This is a genomic window from Leifsonia sp. KNZ13-11D (assembly GCF_056754895.1).
This window is the reverse complement of the sequence record NZ_JBPGWU010000001.1, coordinates 1903414-1926849: the sequence shown is the minus strand read 5'-3', so window position 1 is coordinate 1926849 and position 23436 is coordinate 1903414. Positions and strand designations below refer to the sequence as shown.

Annotated in this window: 19 protein-coding genes and 2 pseudogenes; 4 read left to right on the top strand and 17 right to left on the bottom strand. The window is 70.9% G+C overall.

The annotated features are described in order from the left end of the window. Positions 1 to 48: 48 nt before the first annotated feature. Genes era through hrcA form a run of 8 tightly spaced genes read right to left on the bottom strand, consistent with a single transcriptional unit; the run spans position 49 to position 7224 of the window. Positions 49 to 942: a GTPase Era gene (gene era / locus ACR9Y5_RS09635; RefSeq protein ID WP_481297755.1), complete on the bottom strand. Its 894-nt coding sequence runs from the start codon at positions 940 to 942 to the stop codon at positions 49 to 51. Further along, entirely contained in the window at positions 939 to 2339 is a 1401-nt protein-coding gene (locus tag ACR9Y5_RS09630; RefSeq protein WP_481297754.1) for a hemolysin family protein, read from the bottom strand. The genes era and ACR9Y5_RS09630 overlap by 4 nt, the downstream gene beginning before the upstream one ends. 8 nt (positions 2340 to 2347) lie before the next feature. Further along, the gene (gene ybeY / locus ACR9Y5_RS09625) at positions 2348 to 2809 is read right to left on the bottom strand and encodes an rRNA maturation RNase YbeY (protein WP_121260820.1); all 462 of its coding nucleotides are present in this window, start codon (positions 2807 to 2809) and stop codon (positions 2348 to 2350) included. A 7-nt stretch (positions 2810 to 2816) separates the two neighbouring features. Next, on the bottom strand, positions 2817 to 3911 hold the full coding sequence (locus tag ACR9Y5_RS09620) for a PhoH family protein (RefSeq protein WP_481297753.1): 1095 nt from the start codon (positions 3909 to 3911) through the stop codon (positions 2817 to 2819). Continuing rightward, complete coding sequence (locus tag ACR9Y5_RS09615) at positions 3898 to 4254, bottom strand: histidine triad nucleotide-binding protein (RefSeq protein WP_481297752.1); 357 nt, start codon at positions 4252 to 4254, stop codon at positions 3898 to 3900. Before ACR9Y5_RS09615 ends, ACR9Y5_RS09620 begins: the two co-directional genes overlap by 14 nt. 41 nt (positions 4255 to 4295) lie before the next feature. Then, positions 4296 to 5024, bottom strand: coding sequence for a 16S rRNA (uracil(1498)-N(3))-methyltransferase (locus ACR9Y5_RS09610; RefSeq protein WP_481297751.1), 729 nt, complete (start codon positions 5022 to 5024; stop codon positions 4296 to 4298). A 6-nt stretch (positions 5025 to 5030) separates the two neighbouring features. Further along, positions 5031 to 6146 (bottom strand): molecular chaperone DnaJ, encoded by a 1116-nt coding sequence (gene dnaJ, locus ACR9Y5_RS09605; RefSeq protein WP_481297750.1) that lies wholly within the window; start codon positions 6144 to 6146, stop codon positions 5031 to 5033. Between the two features lie 55 nt (positions 6147 to 6201). After that, positions 6202 to 7224 (bottom strand): heat-inducible transcriptional repressor HrcA, encoded by a 1023-nt coding sequence (gene hrcA / locus ACR9Y5_RS09600; protein WP_481297749.1) that lies wholly within the window; start codon positions 7222 to 7224, stop codon positions 6202 to 6204. 157 nt (positions 7225 to 7381) lie between these two features. On the opposite strand from hrcA, the gene ACR9Y5_RS09595 reads away from it, so the two are divergent. Continuing rightward, positions 7382 to 7900: a DUF4870 domain-containing protein gene (locus ACR9Y5_RS09595; RefSeq protein WP_481297748.1), complete on the top strand. Its 519-nt coding sequence runs from the start codon at positions 7382 to 7384 to the stop codon at positions 7898 to 7900. 95 nt (positions 7901 to 7995) lie between these two features. Then, the gene (locus ACR9Y5_RS09590; protein WP_481297747.1) at positions 7996 to 8379 is read left to right on the top strand and encodes a DUF4870 domain-containing protein; all 384 of its coding nucleotides are present in this window, start codon (positions 7996 to 7998) and stop codon (positions 8377 to 8379) included. Here ACR9Y5_RS09590 and hemW read toward each other — a convergent pair. The 4 genes and pseudogenes from hemW to ACR9Y5_RS09570 form a co-directional block, all read right to left on the bottom strand. Next, entirely contained in the window at positions 8372 to 9622 is a 1251-nt protein-coding gene (gene hemW / locus ACR9Y5_RS09585; protein ID WP_481297746.1) for a radical SAM family heme chaperone HemW, read from the bottom strand. The two genes, ACR9Y5_RS09590 and hemW, sit on opposite strands and share 8 nt — an antisense overlap. After that, on the bottom strand, positions 9622 to 10287 hold the full coding sequence (locus tag ACR9Y5_RS09580) for a DUF1990 family protein (protein ID WP_481297745.1): 666 nt from the start codon (positions 10285 to 10287) through the stop codon (positions 9622 to 9624). The genes hemW and ACR9Y5_RS09580 overlap by 1 nt, the downstream gene beginning before the upstream one ends. Positions 10288 to 10343: 56 nt before the next feature. Then, positions 10344 to 12194 (bottom strand): translation elongation factor 4, encoded by a 1851-nt coding sequence (gene lepA, locus ACR9Y5_RS09575; RefSeq protein WP_481297744.1) that lies wholly within the window; start codon positions 12192 to 12194, stop codon positions 10344 to 10346. A gap of 61 nt (positions 12195 to 12255) precedes the next feature. After that, positions 12256 to 13475, bottom strand: a pseudogene (locus ACR9Y5_RS09570) (amidohydrolase). Between the two features lie 88 nt (positions 13476 to 13563). Here ACR9Y5_RS09570 and ACR9Y5_RS09565 point away from each other — a divergent pair. Then, positions 13564 to 14445 (top strand): NAD-dependent epimerase/dehydratase family protein, encoded by an 882-nt coding sequence (locus tag ACR9Y5_RS09565; RefSeq protein WP_481297743.1) that lies wholly within the window; start codon positions 13564 to 13566, stop codon positions 14443 to 14445. A 176-nt stretch (positions 14446 to 14621) separates the two neighbouring features. Then, the gene (gene rpsT / locus ACR9Y5_RS09560) at positions 14622 to 14882 is read left to right on the top strand and encodes a 30S ribosomal protein S20 (RefSeq protein WP_481297742.1); all 261 of its coding nucleotides are present in this window, start codon (positions 14622 to 14624) and stop codon (positions 14880 to 14882) included. A 97-nt stretch (positions 14883 to 14979) separates the two neighbouring features. Here rpsT and holA read toward each other — a convergent pair whose 3' ends face one another. The 5 genes and pseudogenes from holA to ACR9Y5_RS09535 all read right to left on the bottom strand — a co-directional run bounded on the left by holA (position 14980) and on the right by ACR9Y5_RS09535 (position 23432). Further along, on the bottom strand, positions 14980 to 16020 hold the full coding sequence (holA, locus tag ACR9Y5_RS09555; protein ID WP_481297741.1) for a DNA polymerase III subunit delta: 1041 nt from the start codon (positions 16018 to 16020) through the stop codon (positions 14980 to 14982). A 629-nt stretch (positions 16021 to 16649) separates the two neighbouring features. After that, positions 16650 to 18086: pseudogene (locus tag ACR9Y5_RS09550) on the bottom strand (ComEC/Rec2 family competence protein); the annotation flags it as partial. Positions 18087 to 18457: 371 nt separating this feature from the next. Further along, entirely contained in the window at positions 18458 to 19174 is a 717-nt protein-coding gene (locus ACR9Y5_RS09545; protein ID WP_481297740.1) for a ComEA family DNA-binding protein, read from the bottom strand. 116 nt (positions 19175 to 19290) lie between these two features. Then, positions 19291 to 21903, bottom strand: coding sequence for a leucine--tRNA ligase (gene leuS, locus ACR9Y5_RS09540; RefSeq protein ID WP_481297739.1), 2613 nt, complete (start codon positions 21901 to 21903; stop codon positions 19291 to 19293). 128 nt (positions 21904 to 22031) lie between these two features. Further along, complete coding sequence (locus tag ACR9Y5_RS09535) at positions 22032 to 23432, bottom strand: anthranilate synthase component I family protein (RefSeq protein WP_481297738.1); 1401 nt, start codon at positions 23430 to 23432, stop codon at positions 22032 to 22034. Positions 23433 to 23436: the final 4 nt, after the last annotated feature.

Below are 23436 nucleotides of genomic sequence, written 5' to 3'. Positions count from 1 at the left end.
TCGGTCTCACACCGACGCGCGAGGCCGATAGTGCGCCCGTCGCCCGCCTCAGAACCCGAGGCGCCCCAGCTGCTTCGGGTCGCGCTGCCAGTGCTTGGCGACCTTGACGCGGATCGACAGGAAGACGTGGCGGCCCATCAGCTCCTCGATGGGGGCCCTCGCGGCGGCACCGACGTCGCGGATGCGGCTGCCGCCCTTGCCGATGACGATCGCCTTCTGGCTGTCGCGCTCCACGAAGAGGTTCGCGTAGATCTCGACCAGGTCTTTGTCGTCGCGCTCGACGATGTCGTCGATGGTGACCGCCAGGGAGTGCGGGAGCTCGTCCTCGACGCCCTCGAGCACGGCCTCGCGGATCAGCTCGGAGATGCGGTCCTCGAGGCCCTCGTCGGTGATGGCCTCGTCCGGGTACAGCGGGGCCGGCGACACCGGGAGCAGCTTCATGAGCTCCGAGGTCAGCGTCTCGAGCTGGATGTGGCTGACGGCGGAGACCGGCACGATCGCCTCCCACTCGCGCAGGGCGGAGACGGCGAGCAGCTGCTCGGCGACCTGCGCCTTGCCCACAGCGTCCACCTTGGTGACGATCGCCACCTTCTTGGCGCGCGGGTACTCGTCGAGCTGGTCGTTGATGAAGCGGTCGCCCGGTCCGATCTTCTCGTCGGCCGGCACGCAGAAGCCGATCACGTCGACATCGCCGAGCGTCGACTGCACGAGCGTGTTGAGACGCTCGCCCAGCAGGGTGCGGGGGCGGTGGATGCCCGGGGTGTCGACCAGGATGAGCTGGCCGTCCTTCTGGTGGACGATCCCCCGGATCGCGCGGCGCGTGGTCTGCGGCTTGGAGCTGGTGATCGCCACCTTCTCGCCCACCAGCGCGTTGGTCAGCGTCGACTTGCCCACGTTCGGGCGGCCGACGAACGAGACGAATCCGGCGTGGTACTCGGTCACGATCTGGTCTCCTGCGCGGTGTGTCGGTGGTCGGTGCGGGCGCTTTGCCGCTCGGTATGGTGCCGCTCTGACGCGTGCCGGTCGGGCCGGTCCTCGTCCTTCGGCATCCGGACCTGCTCGCCGTCGGGCTCGGGCAGCAGTGCCACATCCCGCTCGACCAGCACGGACGCGACGTGCTTGTGTTTGCCCTCGATCCGGTCGACGGTGAAGCGCAGCCCGTGCACGTTCACGGTCGAGCCGACTTCGGGCAGACGCCCCAGGGCTTTGGTGACGAGGCCGCCGACGCTGTCGACGTCCTCCTCCTCGATCTCGAGGTCGAACAACTCCCCCAGGTCGTCGATGGGCAGGCGCGTCGCGATGCGGTAGCGTCCCTCGCCGAGCGGCTGGATGAGCGCGACCTCGTGGTCGTACTCGTCCGAGATGTCGCCCACCAACTCCTCGATGAGGTCTTCCAGCGTCACGAGGCCGGCGATGCCGCCGTACTCGTCCACCACCATCGCCAGGTGGTTCGATTCGCGCTGCATCTGGGCGAGCAGCGCATCCGCCTTCTGCGATTCGGGCACGAACAGGGCCGGGCGGGCGAGGTCGCGCACGGTGAGCTCGTCCGCGCCGAGCGGGCGCTCGAAGCTCAGCTTGGCGGTGTCGCGCAGATACAGGATGCCGACCACCTCGTCCGGGTCGCCGCCGTCGATCACGGGCATGCGCGAGACGCCGGTGGAGAAGAAGAGCCCCATCGCGGTGCCGAGGCCGGCGGTCGCGTCGACGGTGATCATGTCGGTGCGCGGGATCATCACCTCGCGCACGACCGTCTCGTTGAACTCGAAGATGGAGTGGATGAGCTCGCGGTCGTCCTCCTCGAGCACGTCGAACTCGGTCGCCTCGTCCACGATCGAGAGCAGCTGCTCCTCGCTGGTGACCGGGGCCGATCGGGCGCGGGACGGCGTGACGCGGTTGCCGAGCGCCACCAGGCCCCCGGGGATCGGGCCGAGCACCACGCGCACGAACCGCACGAGGGGCGCCGTGAGCCGCAGCAGCAGGGTGGAGTTCGCCCGGCCCACGCTGCGCGGGCTCACCCCGACGAGCACGAACGACACCGCGGTCATGATGAGGGCGGCGAGGATGAGCGACACCCACCATTCGGCGAAGATCTGCTCGAACGCGAGGGTGACGAGCACGGCGGCGGTCGTCTCCGCCAGCAGACGGGTGAAGCTGACGGCGTTGAGGTACGCCCCCGGGTCCTCCGCGATGGATCGCAGCGACTTCTTGGCGCGCGATGTCTCCGCCAGGTCGGCGATGTCGCCGCGCGACTGCACTGCGAGGGCGGAGTCGACGGCGGCCATGAGGCCGCCGAAAGCCACGAGCAGGAACGCGACGATGAAGAACAGCGCCTGCAGCATCCCGCCTCCTACCGCTGTCGGTCGTAGCGGGCGAAGCCGACGAGGATGTCGCGCTGGATCGCGAACATCTCGCGCTCCTCCGCCGGCTCGGCGTGGTCGAAGCCGAGCAGATGCAGGATGCCGTGGGTGGTGAGCAGGAGCAGCTCGTCCATCAGCGAGTGGCCGGCCGTCTCGGCCTGCACCTGGGCGACCTGCGGGCACAGCACCACGTCGCCGAGGAGGCCCGCCGGGGACGGCTCCTCCTCCGTGCCCGGGCGCAGCTCGTCCATCGGGAAGCTGAGGACGTCGGTGGGGCCGGGCTCGTCCATCCACTGCACGTGGAGCTGCTCCATGGCGGCTTCGTCGACCAGCACGATCGCGAGCTCCGCATCCGGGTGCACGTGCAGGATGTCGAAGGCGTACGTCGCCAGCCGCTGCAGGGCGGCCTCGTCGACCTCGATGGTCGACTCGTTGTTGATCTCGATGCTCACTGCGGCCCTATCGTCGCTTCGGGAGGTGGTCGCGCGGCGTGCCGCTGCGGCGCTCGGCGCGGTTGGCGAACTCGGCCGCCTGTTCGCGCTCGTGGTGCCGCGCCTGCTGGCGCGCGTCGTACTCGGTGTAGGCGTCGACGATCCGTCCGACCAGGCTGTGCCGCACCACGTCTTCGCTCGTGAGCCGGGCGAAGTGGATGTCGTCGATGTCGTTCAGCACGCGGGTCACCAGCCGCAGACCGCTGGCCGAGTTGGGCAGATCGATCTGGGTGATGTCGCCGGTGACGACCATCTTCGAGTTGAACCCGAGCCGCGTCAGGAACATCTTCATCTGCTCGGGCGTCGTGTTCTGGGCCTCGTCGAGCACGATGAAGGAGTCGTTGAGCGTGCGACCGCGCATGTACGCGAGCGGGGCCACTTCGATCGTCCCTGCCGCGAGGAGCTTGGGGACCAGTTCCGGGTCCATCATCTCGTTGAGCGCGTCGTAGAGCGGGCGCAGGTACGGGTCGATCTTGTCCGTCAGCGTGCCGGGCAGGTAGCCCAGCCGCTCCCCCGCCTCCACCGCCGGTCGGGTCAGGATGATGCGGTTGACCTCTTTGCGCTGGAGCGCCTGCACGGCCTTCGCCATCGCCAGGTAGGTCTTGCCGGTGCCGGCCGGGCCGATGCCGAAGACGATGGTGTTGTGGTCGATCGCGTCGACGTACTGGCTCTGGCCGAGGGTCTTCGGGCGGATGCTCTTGCCGCGAGCCGTGAGGATCGCCTGCCCGAGCACGTCGGACGGGCTGAGGTTGAGGTCGGTGCCGAGCATGCGGGCGGAGCTGGTCACCTCGGCGGCCGAGAGCTCCTGGCCGTTCCGGACCATCTGCAGCAGCTCCTCGACGAGCCGCTGCGCTGCGGCCACCTGAGCCGGGTCTCCGGCGAGCGTGATCTCGTTGCCGCGCACGTGCACGTTGACCAGGGGGTACTGCCGCTCGAGCGTGGTGAGCAGCCGGTCCTGCGGCCCGAGCAGGCGCACCATCTGCACACCGTCGACGCTCAGGTGCGCCTCGGCGGCGTTGCCCTCGGGCAGCGCTCCGGGGGCGGTGGAATCAGAGTTGGCCAAGGCGTCCTTCCTCGAGCTGACCGCTCAATACGTGCGCGTGGACATGGAACACGGTCTGGCCCGCGCCCCGTCCGGTGTTGAAGACGAGACGGAAATCGCCGTCGGAGTGCTCGGCGGCGAGCTTGTTCGCCGTCGCCACGAGCTCCGCGAGCAGGTCGGGGTCGCCAGCGGCGAGCTCCGTCACGTCGCGGTACTGCTCGGTCTTGGGGACCACGAGCAGGTGCAGCGGCGCCTGCGGCGCGATGTCGCGGAACGCGATGATGCGCTCCGAGTCGTACACCACGTCGGCCGGGATCTCGCCCGCGATGATGCGGGAGAAGATCGAACGCTCCGTCTCTGCCATGCCTCTATCCTATTCGCGCCCGCCGACAGCGCGGCGGGCGTTCACCAGCGGCGGAGCGTCGCGTTGAGCACGGCGAGGGCGGCTGGTCCCGCGGTCGAGGTGCGCAGCACCGTCCCGCCGAGACGCACGAGCTCCGCACCCGCGTCCCGGAGGATAGCCAGCTCCTGCGGCGCGATTCCGCCCTCCGGCCCGACCACCAGCACGAGGTCGCGGCCGTCGGGCGCGACGCCGGTCAGAGGCTCCTCCGCGTCGGGTTCGAGCACGAGAACGCGCGCGGTCGCGGCCCGTGCGGCGATCTGCTTCGTCGTCGCCAGCTCGCCGACCTCCGGCGTCCAGGCGCGGATGGACTGCTTCGCCGCCTCCCGGACGATCGAATTCCAGCGCTCCCGGCCCTTCTGCACCTTGGCGCCCTCCCAACGCGAGACCGAGCGGGATGCGGACCACGGCACCACCGCATCCACCCCGAGCTCCGTCGCCGCCTGGATCGCGAGCTCGTCGCGGTCGCCTTTCGCCAGGGCCTGCACCAGCGTGATCGCCGGCGCCGGGCGCTCGACGCGCGAGACGGCCTCGACGTCGATCGTCAGCTCGGTGTTCGTCGCGACCAGCACCTCGCCGGACGCGACCAGTCCCCGGCCGTTGCCGATCAGCACGGACTCGCCGGGCCGGGTACGGTTGACGGTCGCGGCGTGCTTCGCCTCGGCGCCCGTCAGCGACAGGCGCGCTCCGACCTCGACGTCGTCGAGGTCCTCGCGCACGTACAGGGACGCCATGAGGCGCTACAGGTTGAGGAACCGGTCGCGGAGCTTCGCGAACAGCCCCTGCTGGAAGTGCGCGAGCGAGGGCTCCTGCGCCCTGTGGGACGCCGCGAACTTCTTGATCAGCTCCTTCTCCTTGTGGTCGAGCTTGGTGGGCGTGACCACCTGGATGCCCACCCGCAGGTCGCCTCGGCCGCTGCCGCGCAGGTGGGTGATGCCCCGGTCCTTGACCGTGACGATGTCGGCGGACTGCGTGCCGGGCTTGAGTTCGAGGCGGATGTCGCCGTCGAGGGCCTTCACGTTCGCGGTCGTGCCGAGGATCGCATCCGTCATCGAGAGCTCGAGGGTGCAGAGCAGGTCGTCGCCGTCGCGGCTGAACACCTCGTGGTGCTTGACCTTGATCTCCAGATAGAGGTCGCCATTGGGGCCACCGGCGGGACCGGCCTCGCCGCTGCCCGGCATCTGCAGACGCAGGCCGGTGTCGACGCCGGCCGGGATGTCCACCGGCACGGTGCGGCGTGCTCGCACGCGGCCCTGGCCCTGGCAGGTGACGCACGGCGTCGCGATGACGGTGCCGTAGCCGCGGCAGGTGCCGCAGGGGCTCGACGTCATGACGTTGCCGAGCAGCGAGCGCACCGAGCGCTGGATGCTGCCGGTCCCGTGGCAGATGTCGCAGGTCACCGGCTGCGTGCCGGGCTGGCAGCACGAGCCGTTGCAGGTCTCGCAGACCACGGCCGTGTCGACCTCCAGGTCGCGGTGCGTGCCGAAGATGACCTCGTCGAGGTCGACCTCCACCCGCAGAAGGGCGTCCTGACCGCGCTCGCGGCGCGACCGCGGCCCGCGTCCACCGGTGGCGCCACCGCCGAAGAACGTCTCGAAGATGTCGCTGAAACCGGCGAAGTCGGCGGTGCCCGCGCCGCCGCCGAATCCCCCGGAGCCGCCGAGGTCGTACTGCTGCCGCTGCTGCGGGTCGCTGAGCACGTCGTAGGCGTGCGTCACCAGCTTGAAGCGCTCCTGCGCCTCGGAACTGGGGTTCACGTCCGGGTGCAGCTCGCGCGCGAGCCGGCGGTACGCCTTCTTGATCTCGTCGGGGCTTGCGTCGCGCTCGACGCCGAGGACTTCGTAGTGGTCGGCCACGTGGGCTGTTCCTTCTTCTTTCGTCGCGTGTGGTGATCGAGGGCTGCCGGGCGGCCTACTGGTCGCTGAGCAGCCGGGAGAGGTAACGGGCCACGGCACGGACCGCCGCCATGTTGCCCGAGTAGTCCATGCGGAGCGGTCCGAGCAGGCCGACGCGGGCGACATCCGACCCCGCCGCACTGTAACCGCTGGAGAGGACGGATGCTTCCGTCAGGCCGAATCCGGCGTTCTCGCGTCCGATGCTGACCGCGACCCCGTGCTGGTCGGAGGCCATCTCGTCGAAGAGCCGCAGCAGCACCACCTGCTCCTCGATCGCCTCGAGGACCGGGGTGATGGTGCCGGGGAAGTCGAGCTCGGTGCGCACGAGGTTCGCGGCGCCCGCCATGACGAGCTTCTCCTGGCGGTTCACCGCGATCTGGTCGAGCAGGGCGCTGACGACCGGCTCGACGAGGGCGCGTGTGCGCTCGGTGAGAGCGCCGGGCAGCTCCCGCAACCGCGTGGTCGCCTCGCCGAGGGTGAGGCCCGCCGCGGCGCCGTTGATCGCACCGCGGATCTCGGCCACGTCTTCGTCGCTCAGCTTGGCGACCGGCTCGATGACACGCTGCTCGACCGCTCCGGAGTCGGTGATCAGCACGCTGAGGAGCCGCCGCGGGCCCAGCGCGACGAGCTCGATGTGCCGGATGCGGGAGCGGGCGACCGACGGGTACTGCACCAGCGCCACCTGGCTGGTGAGCTGGGACAGGAGGCGCACCGTGCGCGAGAGCACGTCGTCGAGGTCGACGGACTGGCCGAGGAAGGTCTCGATCGCCGTCCGCTGCGCCGGCGTCAGCGGTCGCATCTCGGCGAGGTGGTCGACGAAGAGGCGGTACCCCTTGTCGGTCGGCACGCGCCCGGAGGAGGTGTGCGGGGCCGCGATCAGCTCCTCCTCCTCGAGCAGCGCCATGTCGTTGCGGATGGTCGCCGCCGAGACGCCGAAGGAGTGCCGCTCCACGATGCTCTTGGAGCCGACGGGCTCGCGCGACGCCACGTAGTCCTGGACGATGACGCGCAACACTTCGAGGCTGCGTTCCGAGACCATGTCCGCCTCCCGTCGATCTATTAGCACTCGCGGATCCTGAGTGCCAATCCTACCGCGCGGAAACGCCCGCCGGATGATTGCTGGCTGAGACGCGTCGGCAGTACCGTATGGGCACCGGTTCGACCCGCTCGCAACCGATCATGAAAGGGTTCCGCAGATGACAGACCCGAACCAGCCCACCGACCCGGCAGGCGGCGTCCCCCCGCAGCAGCCCGGAGGCGTGCCGCCGCAGCAGCCGTACGGCAACGTGCCGCCCCAGCAGCCTTACGCGCAGCCGGCCGGCGCGGGACAGCAGCCGTACGCCGCCGCCGGAGCCGCACCTCTCGACCCCGCCCAGGACAAGCAGTGGGCGTCGTTCGCCCACCTCGGCGGCATCCTCTGGTTCCTTCCCTCGCTCATCATCTGGCTGGTCTTCAAGGATCGCGGCCGGCTCACCGACCAGGAGGCCAAGGAAGCCCTCAACTGGCAGATCACCTGGATCATCGCCTGGGTGGCGTCGCAGATCATCGGGATCATCATCGGCAGCTTCACCTACGGCATCGGCTACCTGCTCTTCGGCCTGCTCATCCCGTGGGCGCTGTACATCCTGAACCTGGTGTTCTCGATCCTCGGCTTCGTGCGGGTGAACAGCGGCGGCACCTACCGCTACCCGGTCAACTTCCGCTTCATCAAGTAGCAGGTCGCGCGTTCAGACTCTTTTCAGCCTACGGCGCCGCGCCCTAGGCTGGACGCACCACGTCCACCCCTGGCCAGTCAGAGGAGAACAGCACCATGTCCGCCACACCCCCGCCGCCCCCGCCGCAGCAGCCCTACGGCGGCGGCGCGCCGCAGCTCAGCCCGGCCGACGAGAAGCTCTGGGCGACGCTCATCCAGATCGGCGGCATCCTGTTCAGCTGGATCCCGGCGCTCATCGGCTACCTCGTCCTCAAAGACCGCGGGCCGTTCGTGCGCGCGCACTCCGCCACCGCGCTCAACTTCCAGATCACGATCTTCATCGCCTATGTGGTGGGCTTCATCCTGTCGATCGTCGTGATCGGAATCTTCATCGTCCTCGCCGCGTGGGTGCTGAACATCGTGTTCAGCATTATCGCCGCGGTGAAGGCGAACCAGGGTGAGTTCTACACCTACCCGGTCGCCATCCGCTTCGTCAGCTAGCGGTCCGTTCCGCGGCGTCGTCGGCCAGCAGCCGGCGGACCACCGCGTCGGCCAGGAGCCGCCCCCGCAGGGTCAGCACGATCGATCCACGGAGGGCGGCTCGTCCGTCTACCAGGCCGTCGGCGATGAGGGCCGGTACCTCGCGGCGGCCGGCGTCGCCGAGCTCTCCGATGCGCACACCCTCCCGGATGCGGCTGAGCAGGAGGACGCGCTCGACGTGCCGCGTGTCCGCATCCAGCGTCTCGCGCCCCGCCGCCGGGGACTCGCCGGCCAGCACGCGCTGCGCGTACGCGGCAGGGTGCTTGACGTTCCACCAGCGGACTCCGCCGACGTGACTGTGCGCCCCCGGCCCGATCCCCCACCAGTCGTGCCCCAGCCAGTAGGCCAGGTTGTGGCGGGACCGGTGCGCCTCGTCGGTCGCCCAGTTGCTGACCTCGTACCAGTCGTAGCCGGCGTCGGCGAGTCGCTGGTCGGCGAGCTCGTACATGTCGGCTTCGAGGTCGTCGTCCGGTTCCGCCACCTGGCCGGAGCGGATCTGCCGCGCCAGCTTCGTGCCGGGCTCGACGATCAGGGCGTAGGCGGACAGGTGGTCCGGCTCGCACGCCAGGGCAGCGTCGAGGCTGCGGGACCAGTCGTCGAGCGACTCCCCCGGGGTTCCGTAGATGAGGTCGAGGCTGACCTGGAGTCCCGCCTCCCGCGCCCAGCCCACGACGAGCGGGACGCGCGCGGGGTCGTGGGTACGTTCCAGCGTCTCCAGCACGTGGGGCACGGCCGACTGCATCCCGAACGAGACCCGCGTGAAGCCCGCGTCGGCGAGCCGGCGCAGATCGTCGGCATCCACCGAGTCTGGGTTCGCCTCGGTGGTCACCTCCGCGCCGCCGGCGAGACCCCAGGCGTCGCGCACGGCGCCGAGCATCGCCGTCAGGTCGCCGGGTGGCAGCAGGGTCGGCGTTCCGCCGCCGAAGAACACCGTCGACGCCTGGCGGTCGGGAACGCCGCTCGCTCTCAGGGCCCGGGCCGCGAACTCCACCTCGCGGACCGCGTGGCCGGCATAGTCGGACTGGGAGACGCCGCGCAGCTCGGTGGCGGTGTACGTGTTGAAGTCGCAGTAGCCGCAGCGCACCCGGCAGAACGGCACGTGCAGGTAGACGCCGAAGTCCCGCTGCGGGGCGTCCACCCTGGTGGATGCGGGCAGCAGTCCATCGGCGGGAGCGGGGTCGCCGAGAGGCAGGGTGCTGGGCATCAGGCGGAACTCGCGGGGTGCAGTGCGCGCAGGTACTTCGCGGTATAGCGGCGCTGCACGAGGGAGAGCACCGGCGACGCCAGCCGGTAGAAGGCGTTCGACGGGCGGGACAGAGCGCGCAGCACGAACCAGACGGTGCCGTCCTCGCGCTGCTCCACCAGGAACAGCTCCTCGCCGCTCTCCGGGTGCCCGTGCAGCGTCCCGTAGGCGAAACCGCGCCGGTGCGGCTCGTCGACGACGTACACGACGCGTATCGGCGCGGACACGCGGAACGGTCCGAACGGGATCTTCAGCACCGCCGTCATGCCGTTGCGCACGAACGGCGTGCCGTCCTCGGCGAAGACGTCCTCCTCCGGGCGGTTCGTGCGCATCCGCATCGGCGTGCCGTCGGGCCCGAACTCGACGCCCTCGTACTGCACGCCGGTGCCCTCGCGCACATCCGTCACGTGGATGCCGCTCCCCTTCTGCACGCCCCACGCCATCAGCGCGGTGGCCGAGGTCTCGAACCGCTCGTCGCCGCTGCCCAGCCGGATGCTGCGCTCGAGCGGCTTGTAGCCTTTCGGCGGGTAGTACAGCAGATCGGCCGCCTGGGTGGCGCCGACCGCCCCGTACGTCACGGGTTGGTCGGTGAACGTCGAGCGGCGCATGTATTCATCTTCCGCCATGACGGAGGGGTTCGCGAAACGGGGGTTGCCCGCGGTACCGGGCGGCGCGCCGGCGCTTACTTCTTGTCCTTCTTCTCCGTGTCGCCGGAGAGCGCAGCGATGAAGGCCTCCTGGGGGACCTCGACACGGCCCACCATCTTCATGCGCTTCTTGCCCTCCTTCTGCTTCTCGAGGAGCTTGCGCTTGCGGGTGATGTCACCGCCGTAGCACTTCGCGAGGACGTCCTTGCGCATCGCCCGGATGTTCTCACGCGCGATGATGCGGGCGCCGATCGCCGCCTGGATGGGGACCTCGAACTGCTGACGCGGGATCAGTTCGCGCAGCCGCGACGCCATCATGGTGCCGTACGCGTAGGCCTTGTCGCGGTGGACGATCGCGCTGAACGCATCCACCGTCTCGCCCTGCAGCAGGATGTCGACCTTCACCAGGTCGGACTCCTGCTCGCCGAACGGTTCGTAGTCGAGGGACGCGTAGCCGGCGGTCTTCGACTTGAGCTGGTCGAAGAAGTCGAAGACGATCTCGCCGAGCGGCATCGTGTAGCGGATCTCCACGCGATCCTCGCCCAGGTACTCCATGCCGAGCAACGAGCCGCGACGGCCCTGGCAGAGCTCCATGATCACGCCGACATAGTCCTTCGGGGCGAGGATGGCGGCCTTGACGACCGGCTCCTCCACCTTCTCGATCTTGCCGCCGGGGAACTCGCTCGGGTTGGTCACGGTGACCGTCTTCTTGTCCTCCGTCGTCACCTCGTAGATCACGCTGGGGGCGGTGGTGATGAGGTCGAGGCCGAACTCGCGGGAGAGCCGCTCGGTGATGATCTCGAGGTGCAGCAGGCCGAGGAATCCGCAGCGGAAGCCGAAGCCGAGCGCGACCGAGGTCTCCGGCTCGTAGACGAGGGCGGCGTCGGAGAGCTTCAGCTTGTCGAGCGCCTCGCGGAGCTCCGGGTAGTCGCTTCCGTCGATCGGGTACAGGCCGGAGAACACCATGGGCTTCGGCTCGGTGTACCCGGGGAGCGCCTCGGTGGCGGGTTTCGCGGCGGTCGTGATCGTGTCGCCGACCTTGGACTGACGGACGTCCTTCACCCCGGTGATCAGGTAGCCGACCTCGCCGACGCCGAGTCCCTTGGACGGCGTGGGCTCGGGCGACGAGACGCCGATCTCGAGGATCTCGTGGGTGGCGCGCGTCGACATCATCTGGATGCGCTCCCGCGGGTGCAGCGTGCCGTCGACCATGCGGACGTACGTGACGACGCCGCGATAGCTGTCGTAGACCGAGTCGAAGATCATCGCGCGGGCCGGGGCGTCGGCGACGCCGACCGGCGCCGGGATCTCCGCCACGACCCGGTCGAGGAGCGCCTCGACGCCCATCCCGGTCTTGCCGGAGACGCGGAGCACGTCTTCGGGCTTGCCGCCGATGAGGCTGGCGAGCTCCTGCGCGTACTTGTCCGGGTCGGCGGCGGGCAGGTCGATCTTGTTGAGCACGGGGACGATGGTGAGGTCGTTCTCGAGTGCGAGGTAGAGGTTGGCGAGCGTCTGCGCCTCGATGCCCTGGGCGGCGTCCACGAGGAGGATGGCTCCCTCGCAGGCGGCGAGCGACCGGGACACCTCGTACGTGAAGTCGACGTGCCCGGGGGTGTCGATCATGTTCAGCGCGAAGGTCTGGCCCTCGACCTCCCACGGCATCCGCACGGCCTGGCTCTTGATGGTGATGCCGCGCTCGCGCTCGATGTCCATGCGGTCGAGGTACTGCGCGCGCATGTCGCGCTCGGAGACCACGCCGGTGATCTGCAGCATCCGGTCGGCCAGCGTCGATTTGCCGTGGTCGATGTGCGCGATGATGCAGAAGTTGCGGAGGGAGGCCGGGTCGGTCGCGGCGGGCTCGAGGGCCTGGAGAGCTCGTGGTGACATCGTCCGGCCATTCTCCCATGTCCCCGGGCCGCGCAGCGCACCCGGGCCGACGCGCCTGCGCTCAGGCGAATCGCTCGGCGCGCTCGACCACGCGCCCCTGCCCGTCTTCGAACCGATAGACCTCGGCGCCCTGGATGAACACGCGCTCGGCCCGCGAATTCACGTCGAGCGGGTCGCCCGACCACACGACGACGTCGCCGTCGAGGCCGGGGGTCAGCGAGCCGACGCGGTCGTCGAGCTTCAGGAACGCGGCCGGGTTGACGGTCAGCGCTTCGAGCGCCGTCTCGCGCGGCAGGCCGTCTTTCACGGCGAGGGCAGCCTGGTAGATCAGGAAGTTGACCGGCACGACCGGGTGGTCGGTCGTGATCGCCACCCGCACGCCGGCCTTCGCGAGCACTGCGAGGTTGGCGATCGCGCGGTCGCGGAGCTCCACCTTGGATCGCGACGTGAACATCGGCCCGAAGATCACGGGGATGTCGCGTTCGGCCAGGACGTCGGCGATCTTGTGCGCCTCGGTGCCGTGGTTGACCACCAGGCGGTAGCCGAACTCGTCCGCGAGGCGCAGCGCGGTGGCGATGTCGTCGTGGCGGTGGGTGTGCTGATCCACGCGAGCTCGCCGTCGAGCACCCGGACGAGGGTCTCCTTCGACAGGTCCCGGTCGAACGGCTTGCCCTCCCGCTCGGCGTTGTCGCGCTGCGCCCGGTAGTTCTGGGCGGCGACGAAGGCCTCGCGGATGATCATGGCGACCCCGAGGCGGGTGCTCGGCGTCTGGTTCTTGCCGCCGTAGACGCGTTTCGGGTTCTCGCCCAGAGCCGACTTGACGCTCACCGCCTCGTGGATGATCTGCTCGTCGATGATCCGGCCGCCCCAGGTCTTGAGCGCCACCGTCTGACCGCCGATCGGGTTGCCCGACCCCGGCTTCACCACCACGGAGGTCACCCCGCCGGAGAGCGCGTCGCGAAACCCCTCGTCGTCGATGTTGATGGCGTCGATGGCGCGGACCGCGGCCGTGTTCGGCGTCGTCATCTCGTTCGTGTCGTCGCCCGCCGGTCCGTTGGCCTCCTCGTGGATGCCGACATGGCCGTGCGACTCGATGAAGCCTGGGAGCACCCACTTGCCGGCCGCATCCACCACCGTGACGCCGTCGGGAACCGTCACCTCGCCGGCCGGGCCGACCGCCTCGATGACGCCGTCGCGGACGAGGACGGTGCCGTTCTCGATGGGCGGCTGGGCGACGGGGACGACGTGACCGTTGACGATGGCGATGGTGGAGGAAGTCATGATCCGAGCGTACGCGTGTCGCCGCGGCCGTTCCGGCGGCCCTCCGGATGTGTGGAATATCCGGACGCCGGTCGAGTTGTGGACGAGTATGAACATCCTCCTCACCGGCGCGACCGGCTTCATCGGATCCTCCGTGCTCACCCGCCTTCTCGATGAGGGTCACAGCGTCACCGCTCTGGTCCGCGACGGGGACAAGGCGTCCGCCGTCGAGACCGCGGGCGCGACCGCGCTCGTCGGCGACGCGTCCGACGCCGCCCTCGTGGAGCGGACCGCGCGCGACAGCGACGGCGTGATCCACCTGGCGTCCGGGAAGGACGTCGACGCCGTTCTGGTGCCGGCTGTGCTGGCGGGGATTGCGGGTTCCGGGAAGCCCTTCGTGCACACCGGCGGGATCTGGACCTACGGGTCGAACGACGACATCACCGAGGAGTCGCCCATCGCACCTCCGGCGATCACCGCCTGGCGCTCGGCGGCCGAGGACCTCGTCCGTGGCGCCGACGCCGTCCGCGGGACCGTCGTGGTCCCGTCGATCGTCTACGGTCACGGCAAGGGGCTGCCGAACGTGGTGGCCGACGCGCCGCGCACCGAGGGCGCCGCTCCCGCGCTCCGCCTGATCGGCGACGGGTCGCAGCACTGGGCCACCGTGCACGTCGACGACCTCGCCGCGCTCTACGTGCTGGCGCTGGAGCACGGGACGGCCGGCGCCACCTACATCGGCGCCGGCGGCCAGAGCCCGACCGTGCGCGAGCTCGGCGAAGCGGCCGCGCAGGCGGCCGGACTCGCCGGTGGCGCGGTGGCAGAACCCGTCGACGAGACGCGCTCCCGCTTCGGCGAAGGACTGGCGGAGGCCCTGCTCCTCGACCAGCAGGCCCGAGGCTCGAAGGCCCGCATCGACCTCGGCTGGGAGCCGAACGGTGCAACGCTGCTGGAGGAGCTGCTGGTCGGTTCGTACGCGCCGGCGCGGGTCTGAACCTTCCCGCGCGTCGGCGTCCGACGGGACGTCGCACCGATTTTGGCGGGATGCGGGACCCGCTGGTAGAGTTGTTTGTTGGCTTGCGTGTGGATGTGTCCGCACGAAACGCCGCAAGGCGCCCTCTCCGCTGAGCGGCACATCCCTAACTCACTCAGAAACGAAAGTGACCACTCGTGGCAAACATCAAGTCGCAGATCAAGCGCAACCGCACCAACAAGAAGGCGCAGGAGCGCAACAAGGCCGTCAAGAGCGAGCTCAAGACCGCCATCCGCGCCACCCGTGAGGCCGTCGTCGCCGGCGACAAGGACAAGGCGACCGCGGCGCTGCGTCTCGCTGCGAAGAAGATCGACAAGGCGGCCAGCAAGGGCGTCATCCACAAGAACCAGGCGGCGAACCGCAAGTCTGCGATCGCCAAGCAGGTCGCCGCGCTCTAAGCGACGACCGACCGCGGGACCTGTCCCGCGCCGCGAGCGAGCCCCCGTTTCTGGACCATGGTCCGGGCGGGGGCTCGCTGCATGTGCGAGATGCGGCTCAGTCGCGTCCGCGGGCGCTGACCACGCGGACCAGGCGCTCCAGCGCGAACACCGGGTCGCGGCCGCCGCCCTTGACGTTGGCGTCGGTCTCGGCGAGGAGCTCGATGCAGCGGCCGAGCCCGTCCTCCGTCCAGCCCTGAAGGTCGCGGCGCGCGCGATCGACCTGCCAGGGCGCCAGCCCGAACTGTTGAGCCAGCTGCCCTGATCCGCCTCGTGCGCCGGAGATCTTCGCCATCGTGCGGATCTTGCTGGCGAAGGCCGCCACCATGGGAACCGGGTCGGCTCCCGACGCGAGGGCGTGGCGCATCGTGACGAGCGCCTCGCCGTGGCGGCCGGCGATCGCCGCGTCCGCCACCTGGAACGCGTTGGTCTCGACACGTCCCCCGTAGTACTTGTCGACCGTCGCCTCGGTGATCTGCTCGGCCGAATCGGAGAGAAGCTGCTGACATGCGGCCGCGAGTTCGGCGAGGTCGTCGGAGAAGGCGGACGTGATGGCGCGGAGAGCGCCCGGCGTCACCTTGCGGCCCGCGGACGCGAACTCGGCCTGCGCGAAGTCGTACTTCTCCGCATCCTTCTTGAGCTCGGCGCAGACCACCTCGATGCCTCCGCCGGTACCCGCACGGATCGCGTCCAGCAGCTTCTTGCCGCGCACACCGCCGGCGTGCCGCAACGTCACCACGGTGCCGTCCGCGGGGGCGGTCAGGTAGTCGAGCATGTCGGCCAGGAACGCGTCGTTGCACTTCTCGACGGCCTCCACGCGGATGAGCCGCGGCTCATCGAATAGGGAGGGGCTCGCGAGGGTGAGCAGCTCTCCCGGCGCGTAGTCGCCCGCGTGCAGATCGCTGATCTCGAGGCTCGGGTCGTCGGCCTTGAGCGCGTCGCGCAGTGTGCGCACGGCGCGGTCGGCCAGGAAGCCCTCCGAGCCCGTGACCAGCACCACCGGGGCCGACCGGATCTGGTTCCACGGCACCTGGGGGATGACGCTCGCGGCGGGCCGCGCCTTGCTCGCTCCGCCCCTGCTGCCGGCTCGGGTCGCCACGTGTCTCCTTGCGATCGTGCGGAACCGGCATCGGGCCGGTTCACTCCTCCAGGATACGGTGGACCACCGGCACTCGACGCGGGCGGCCGTTCGCTCCAGACGCGGATGCCGTCCGGCCCGGGCGACACGAGCACAAGCCCCTGCTCGTCGGTGCGCGCCACCGGCGTCCCGCAGGACGCCAGCAGGTCGAGAGCCCGGCGTGTGGGATGGCCGTAGCCGTTGTGCGCACCGACGGACACGAGGGCCAGCCGCGCTCCGAGCATGCGATACAGCGCCGGACTCTGATCGGCCGATCCGTGGTGGGCGACCTTGACCACATCGACGGGGCGGACCGCCCGGGTGGCGAGCAGGGCATCCTGCGCCTCCTCGCCCAGGTCGCCTAGGAACAGCGACCGCAGCCCTCGTCCTTCGGTCTCCAGGGTGAGGCTGCCGGGGTTGCCCGTGTCCATGCCCGGCGCGGCGGTCGCCGTCGGCCAGAGCAGGCGCCAGGTGAGCGCGCCCAGATCTCCGTGCAGTCCTGCGCTCCCCTGCTCCACCGGCACGCCCGCCGCGCGCAGGATGTCGAGCGTGCGGTCGTCGGCATCCCGCACCGGGTGTTGCAGGATCGCGCGCCGAACGCGCGAGGCGACCCCGGCCACCCCGCCGACGTGGTCGGCGTCGAAATGCGTGAGCACCAGGACGTCGACGTGCTGGATGCCGAGCCGGTCGAGGCACGCGGCTGCGGGCTCCGGGTGGCGTCCGACATCGATCATCCCGACGGCGTCGCCGTCGCGCACGAGCAGGGCGTCGCCCTGCCCGACGTCGCACGCGGCCAGCTGCCAGTCGGCGGGAAGGGCGACGGCGCGCCCGACGACTGCGCCGCCGAGGGCGCCGACGTATCCGACTGCCCCGACGAGGAGGGCGACGCACGCCGAGATCGCGACGGCACGCGGTGCCCGCCGGGCGAGCACCAGGACGGCGACCGCCACCAGCACCGCCCCGCTCAGCGCGACCCCCAGCGGACCCGGGGCCCACGGGAGAGCCACACCGGGAAGCGCGCTCATCGCGGTCGCCACCTGGGCGATCCACGCGGCGGGCAGCCAGGCGAGCCGCACGATGAGGTCGCCGAGTGCCGGCGCCCAGGGAAGGACCGCGCAGGCGAGGCAGCCGAGCACGGTCGCGATCGGCGCAGCGGGCTCGGCGAGCAGGTTGGCCGGCACGCCGTACAGCGGGAGGGTCGGCGAGAGGAGCACGAGGACCGGCTGGCACGCCAGCTGAGCTGCGGTCGGGACCGCCAGGGCGAGCGCCAGCGCACGCGGCATCCACCGGGTCAGCAGCGTCGCGAGCGGACCGGCGAGCACCAGCAGCCCCGCCGTGGCCAGCGCGGACAGCACGAAGCCGTAATCGCGGGCCAGCCACGGGTCGTGCACGAGCAGCACCACACCCGCCAGTGCCAGAGCCGGGATGCCGTCGGCGGGTCGTCCGCGCGCGAGCCCGACGAGGACGACGCCCGCCATCGCGGCCGCCCGGGTCACGCTCGCGCCCGGACCGACGAGGGCGACGAAGCAGGCGAGCGCTGCTCCGGCCGCCAGGACGCGGGTGCGCCGACCGGCCCCGGCGGCACGCGCGATCAGGAAGACCAGGCCGACGACCAGCGCACAGTTCGCCCCGGACACCGCTGTCAGGTGGCTGAGCGACGACGCCGTCATCGCCTCGTCGAGGCTGGGCGAGAGGTCGGTCTCGTCGCCGATGGCGAGGCCTGGCAGCAGCGTGCCGCCCTCCCCCGGTGTCCGTGCGGCGGCCGCGGCGAACGTCGTCCGCGCCGTAGCGGCCCACGCCAGCCAGGGTGGCGGCGGCTCCACGACACGCACCGCACCGACGCCGGAACTGCGCACGGTGTAGCTCGTGGCCTCCCCCGGATCGTCCCGTCGGGGCACCCCGTCGGCCTGCACGGTCGCGCCGAGCGCGAGAGCGCGCGCGTCCTCCGCTCTCCCGTCGAATTGGATGGTCACCGGGACTCCGCGCGGCTCCCCCACGGTGGTGCCCCGGAGCGTCCAGCGCGGCTCCGAGCCGAAGCCAGAGGCCATGCGGTGCGGCGGCCGCTCGACGCGCACCAGGACCCGGACCACGTCGGAGTGTTGAGCGGCGCGGTCCAGCTCCACCGCCGTCCGGCCGGGTGCCTGCACCGCTATGACCCCCGCTCCCAGCGCGACGGCCCCGAGAAGGACCACTCCCCACGCGCACGCCGACGCCGACCTGCCCCGGTCGAGACCGCCCCGACCGGCGCGCCACGGTCTCGCGGACGCCCGTCGCGCCCGAAAAAGCGCGGCTCCGAGGCACGCCGCAGCAGCGGTCCCCGCGACGACGGACACCGCAGCCGCCCCGTCCGTCCACCCGATCAGCACAGCGCACGTCACCCAGAGGCCGACGGCGGGAAACGCGAGCCGGAGGTCGGGCATCAGACGACCACCCGGTCCTTGAGCCCGTCGAACAGCTTCGGCCCGATCCCGGTCACCTTCATGAGATCGGTGATCTGGGCGAAGCGCCCGTTCGCCTGACGCCAGTCCAGGATGCGCTGGGCGAGCGCCGGCCCGATGCGCGGCAGCGTCTCGAGCTCGGCCTGCGTGGCGGTGTTCAGGTTCACCGTCGCTCCGCCCGCCGACCCGCCGCTCGCCGACGCTCCCGTGCCGGCGGCACCCGGCGCGGCCGCCAGCGGCGTCTCACCGATACGGGGCACGACGAGCTGCTCGCCGTCGGCGACCGGCCGCGCGAGGTTGACACCGGCCGACTCCGCGTCCTCCGTGAGGCCGCCCGCCGCGGCGACCGCATCCACGACGCGCGCTCCCGGTGCCAGCGACACCAGGCCCGGCTTCCGTACCGCGCCGGTGACGTGCACGAGCACCTCCCCGCGAACGCTCGGGCCGGCGGTGCCGGATGCCGCCCCCAGGGAAGAACCGGCGGACGAGGCGGTGGTGGGCGTGGGCAGCCCCGTCGAATGCCCCTGCTGCGCGCCCGCGGAGACCAGCACCGCGACGACCCCGGCCAGGATGAGCAGCACGACCGCGGCGCCGACGCCGAGACGGAGCCGGCCCGGCGGAGTCGCCACCGCTTCGGCCCTCTGCGGGTCGGCATCCACGGCGTCGCCCGCCGGGGAGGGATGTGCTCGGTGTCGCATCCCCTCACGCTAGAAAGCCGCAGCCCTCCTCAGAGCGCCGACGCCGAATCGGTGCAGAGACGGCGAAAGCGCCGGGCTGTGGAAACAACTCGGCGCTTCCGCGCGATAAGGAACGCTCAGCCTCGCGGCTTGGTCGCGATGTTCACCAGCCGCGGCGCGCGCACGATCACGTTGACGACCTCGCGGTCGCCGACCGAGCGGCGCACGGCGTCCGACTGCCGCGCCAGCGCCTCGAGCTCGTCCGACGCGATCTTCGGCGACACCTCGAGGCGGTCGCGAACCTTGCCGTCCACCTGGACCACCGCCGTGACCGACTCCTCGATCAGCAGCGTCGGGTCGGGCTTGCGCCACTGGGCGAGGGCGACCGAGGGCTCGTAGCCGAGCTTCTGCCACATCTCCTCCGCCGTGTAGGGGGAGAACAGGTTCAGCGCCATGGCGATGACCTCGGCCGCCTCGCGCACCGCGGCGTCGGCCGGGCCGGCGCCCGAGTCGATCGCCTTGCGGGTCGCGTTGACCAGTTCCATCAGGCGCGCGACGACGACGTTGAACTTGAAGGACTCGACCAGGCCCGGCGCGTCCGCGAGGAAGCGGTGGGTCACCCGGCGCAGTGCCGGGTCGCCGGTCCTCCAGACCACGTCGGGCGCGCTGGTCACGTCGTCCGCGATGCGCCAGGCGCGCGCCAGGAACTTCGCGCTTCCTGCGGGTGACACGTCCGCCCAGTCGATGTCGTCCTCCGGCGGGCCCGCGAACGCCATCGTCAGGCGCACCGCATCCACACCGTGCTCGTCGAGCTGCTCGGACAGCTTCACCAGGTTGCCGCGCGACTTCGACATCGCGGAGCCGTCCATCAGCACCAGGCCCTGGTTCAGCAGCGCCGTGAACGGCTCCGTGAAGCTGATGTAGCCCAGGTCGAACAGCACCTTCGTGATGAACCGCGCGTACAGCAGGTGCAGGATGGCGTGCGTCACGCCTCCCACGTACTGGTCGACCGGCGCCCACTTCTCGGCCTCGCGCGGGTCGAACGCCTGCGTGTCGTCGTTCGGCGACAGGAACCGCAGGAAGTACCAGGAGCTGTCGACGAACGTGTCCATCGTGTCCGTGTCGCGTTTGGCCGGACCCCCGCAATTCGGGCAGGAGACGTTCACCCAGTCGGTCGCTCCGCCCAGCGGGCTGGTACCCTTCGGCTGCAGGTCGAGGCCGTCGGCCGGCGGCAGCAGCACCGGCAGGTCGGACTCGGGCACCGGCACCTCGCCGCACTGCTCGCAGTGGATGATCGGGATGGGCGTGCCCCAGTACCGCTGACGCGAGATCAGCCAGTCGCGCAGCCGGAAGTTCTTCGCGGCGGCGCCCAGGTGCGACGCCTGCAACGCCTCGGTGACCCGGCGGATCGCGTTGGACTTGCTCAGCCCGTCGAACGGACCGGAGTTGATCAGCCGGCCCTCGCCGGTCAGCGCCACCCCCGTCTCGGACGGGTTCTCGAGCGCCGCCTCCTCGGGCAGGATCGGCTCGCCGGTCGCCGGGTCCGTGTGGATCACCGGGATGGCGCCGGTCACCGGCTGCGTGGTGTCGACGACCACGCGCACCGGCAGGTCGAACGCGCGGGCGAAGTCGAGGTCGCGCTGGTCGTGCGCCGGCACGGCCATGATCGCGCCGTGGCCGTAGTCGCTCAGCACGTAGTCGGCCGCCCAGATCGGCAGCCGCTCGCCGGTCAGCGGGTTGATCGCGTGGCGCTCCAGGAACACCCCGGTCTTCTCGCGTTCGGTGCTGAGACGGTCCATCTCGGTGGTGCCGCGCACGGCCTCCAGGTAGTCGTCGAAACGCTTGCGCACCTCGGGACGCGCATCCTTCACCAGCTCGGAGGCCAGGTCGGAGTCGGGCGCGACCACCATGAACGTGACGCCGTACAGCGTGTCCGGTCGGGTGGTGTACACCGTGACCGGCTCATCGCGCCCCTCGATCTGGAAGATCACGTCGGCGCCCGTGGAGCGGCCGATCCAGTTGCGCTGCATCGAGATGACCTTGGACGGCCAGGCGCCCTCCAGCTGGTTCAGGTCGTCGAGCAGGCGGTCCGCGTAGTCGGTGATGCGGAAATACCACTGGGTCAGCTTCTTCTTCGTGACCAGGTTGTCGCACCGCTCGCAGCGGCCGTTCACGACCTGCTCGTTCGCCAGCACCGTCTGGTCGAAGGGGCACCAGTTGACCTGGCTGGCCTTGCGGTAGGCCAGGCCCTTCTCGTACAGCTTCAGGAACAGCCACTGGTTCCAGCGGTAGTACGCCGGGTCGGAGGTCTGCAGCACGCGGTCCCAGTCGAAGCTGGGCGCGTAGCGGCGCATGCTCGCCTTCTGCTGGGCGATGTTGTCGTTGGTCCAGCCGGCCGGGTCGAGGCCGCGCTTGATGGCGGCGTTCTCGGCGGGCAGGCCGAACGAATCCCACCCGATCGGATGCAGCACGTTGAAACCCTGCTGACGCCAGTAGCGCGCGATCACGTCGCCGAGCGCATACGCCTCGGCGTGGCCCATGTGCAGGTCGCCGGACGGGTACGGGAACATGTCGAGGATGTACTTGCGCGGCCGCTTGTCGGCCGGGTCGTCGGTGGCGAAGGGTCGCAGCTCCTCCCAGACCGGGAGCCACTTCTCCTGGATCGCCGCGAAGTCGTACTGCGGGCGATCGGGTGCGTCCTGCGGGGTGCTCGCGGCCGTGCTGCCGGCTGCGTCGTGCTCGTGTGCCACGTGACTCTCATTCTCGGTTCCGTCGTGCCGCGGGCGGGATCGGGCGGCACGGAAGAGGTCCGGGCGAGATGGCCCGGGTCTCCAGAGTACTAAACGTCGACGCCGCCCAGTCCGTTCCCAGCGCGCCCTCAGTTCGCCGCGGGCGTGACGGCCGGAGGAACCTGTGTGCTCAGGCCTGCGGCGGCGACGAGCGCCGCCGCCTTCACCCGCACCTCCGCGAGCTCCTCCTCGGGCACCGACAGCGCGGTGATGCCGCCGCCCGCCCCGATGGTCACCGTTCCGGCGGTGAAGTGGAGGCTGCGGATGACCATGGCGAGCCGGGCGCTCCCGTCGAGTGCGAGGTACCCGAAGCAGCCGGCGAAAGCGCCGCGCGGACCGCGCTCCAGGCGGTTCAGGATGCGCATGGCGCTGAGCTTCGGCGTTCCCGTCATCGAGCCCGCCGGGAAGCACGCGGCAACCGCATCCAGCGCTCCGAGCCCGGCGCGCAGCCGCCCCTCCACCGTCGAGACGAGCTGGTGCACCTGCGCGTAGCTCTCGACGGCGAGCAGCCGGGTCACCTCGACCGTGCCGAGCTCGCACACGCGGCCGAGGTCGTTGCGCATGAGGTCGACGATCATCACGTTCTCGGCGCGCTCCTTCTCGCTCGCCTCCAGCTCCGCCCGGAGGGCGAGGTCGTCCGCGACGGTCGCGCCGCGCGGCCGCGTGCCCTTGATCGGCCGGGTGCGGACGCGTCCGTCGGCCTCGACGCGGAGGAACTCCTCGGGCGACGAGCTGACGAGGACGTCCCCGCCGATCCGGAGGAACCCGGCGTGCGGCGCGGGGCTCGCGCGGCGGAGCCGCAGGTGCACGGCGAGCGGATCTGCGACCGTCCGTGCCTCCGCCCGGTTGGTGAGGCACAGCTGGTAGGCGTCGCCGGCGCGGATCGCCTCCTGGCAGGCGGCGATCGCGGCGAGGTACGCGGTGTCGTCGTGACGCCACGCAGCCGCGGCGTCCGGCACGGGGTGCTCCGCGAGGTGAGCCGCTGCTGCGCCGCGGCAGTCAAGAAGGACATCGGCCGTCGTCGCGATCCAGCCCCGTCCGTCCGCATCGTCGGCGGCGACCAGCTCGATGGTCCCCGCCTCGTGATCGAACGACAGGAGGCGGTCGACGAGCAGGAGGGCGGCGTCCGGGACCCCGGCGGGAGCGACGGGCGCGCCGGCCGCTGCGGCGCCGGCTTCGTACCCCAGCCGCCCCCACCATCCCAGTGGATGGCCGGACCCCACTCCGCTCGCCCGGTCCGCCAGGTCGTCGCGCAGGACGCTCAGGATGTCGCCCTCGCGCGTCCGGCCGCCGAGCGTCACGGTGCCCTCGGCCACCGAGGCGGTCGCGGTGACGCGGCCGGTGCCGATCAGGCTGCGGCCCTCCGACGCGTGCGGGCCGCTGTCCAGCCAGACGGCGTCGCCCGTCTCCGGCGCACCGAACAGCGCGGCGAACGCGTCCGCCGGGTCGACCCAGGTGTCGAGCCGGAGCACACGGAGCGGTGGGGCCACCGGA

What these genes read in the sequence shown, in the direction of transcription:
- ACR9Y5_RS09630 (WP_481297754.1), bottom strand. Translation starts at nt 2,339, where the DNA reads ATGCTGCAGGCGCTGTTCTTCATCGTCGCGTTCCTGCTCGTGGCTTTC.
- ACR9Y5_RS09615 (WP_481297752.1), bottom strand. Translation starts at nt 4,254, where the DNA reads ATGGCAGAGACGGAGCGTTCGATCTTCTCCCGCATCATCGCGGGCGAG.
- ACR9Y5_RS09610 (WP_481297751.1), bottom strand. Translation starts at nt 5,024, where the DNA reads ATGGCGTCCCTGTACGTGCGCGAGGACCTCGACGACGTCGAGGTCGGA.
- hrcA (WP_481297749.1), bottom strand. Translation starts at nt 7,224, where the DNA reads ATGGTCTCGGAACGCAGCCTCGAAGTGTTGCGCGTCATCGTCCAGGAC.
- ACR9Y5_RS09595 (WP_481297748.1), top strand. Translation starts at nt 7,382, where the DNA reads ATGACAGACCCGAACCAGCCCACCGACCCGGCAGGCGGCGTCCCCCCG.
- ACR9Y5_RS09590 (WP_481297747.1), top strand. Translation starts at nt 7,996, where the DNA reads ATGTCCGCCACACCCCCGCCGCCCCCGCCGCAGCAGCCCTACGGCGGC.
- hemW (WP_481297746.1), bottom strand. Translation starts at nt 9,622, where the DNA reads ATGCCCAGCACCCTGCCTCTCGGCGACCCCGCTCCCGCCGATGGACTG.
- ACR9Y5_RS09580 (WP_481297745.1), bottom strand. Translation starts at nt 10,287, where the DNA reads ATGGCGGAAGATGAATACATGCGCCGCTCGACGTTCACCGACCAACCC.
- lepA (WP_481297744.1), bottom strand. Translation starts at nt 12,194, where the DNA reads ATGTCACCACGAGCTCTCCAGGCCCTCGAGCCCGCCGCGACCGACCCG.
- ACR9Y5_RS09565 (WP_481297743.1), top strand. Translation starts at nt 13,564, where the DNA reads ATGAACATCCTCCTCACCGGCGCGACCGGCTTCATCGGATCCTCCGTG.
- ACR9Y5_RS09545 (WP_481297740.1), bottom strand. Translation starts at nt 19,174, where the DNA reads ATGCGACACCGAGCACATCCCTCCCCGGCGGGCGACGCCGTGGATGCC.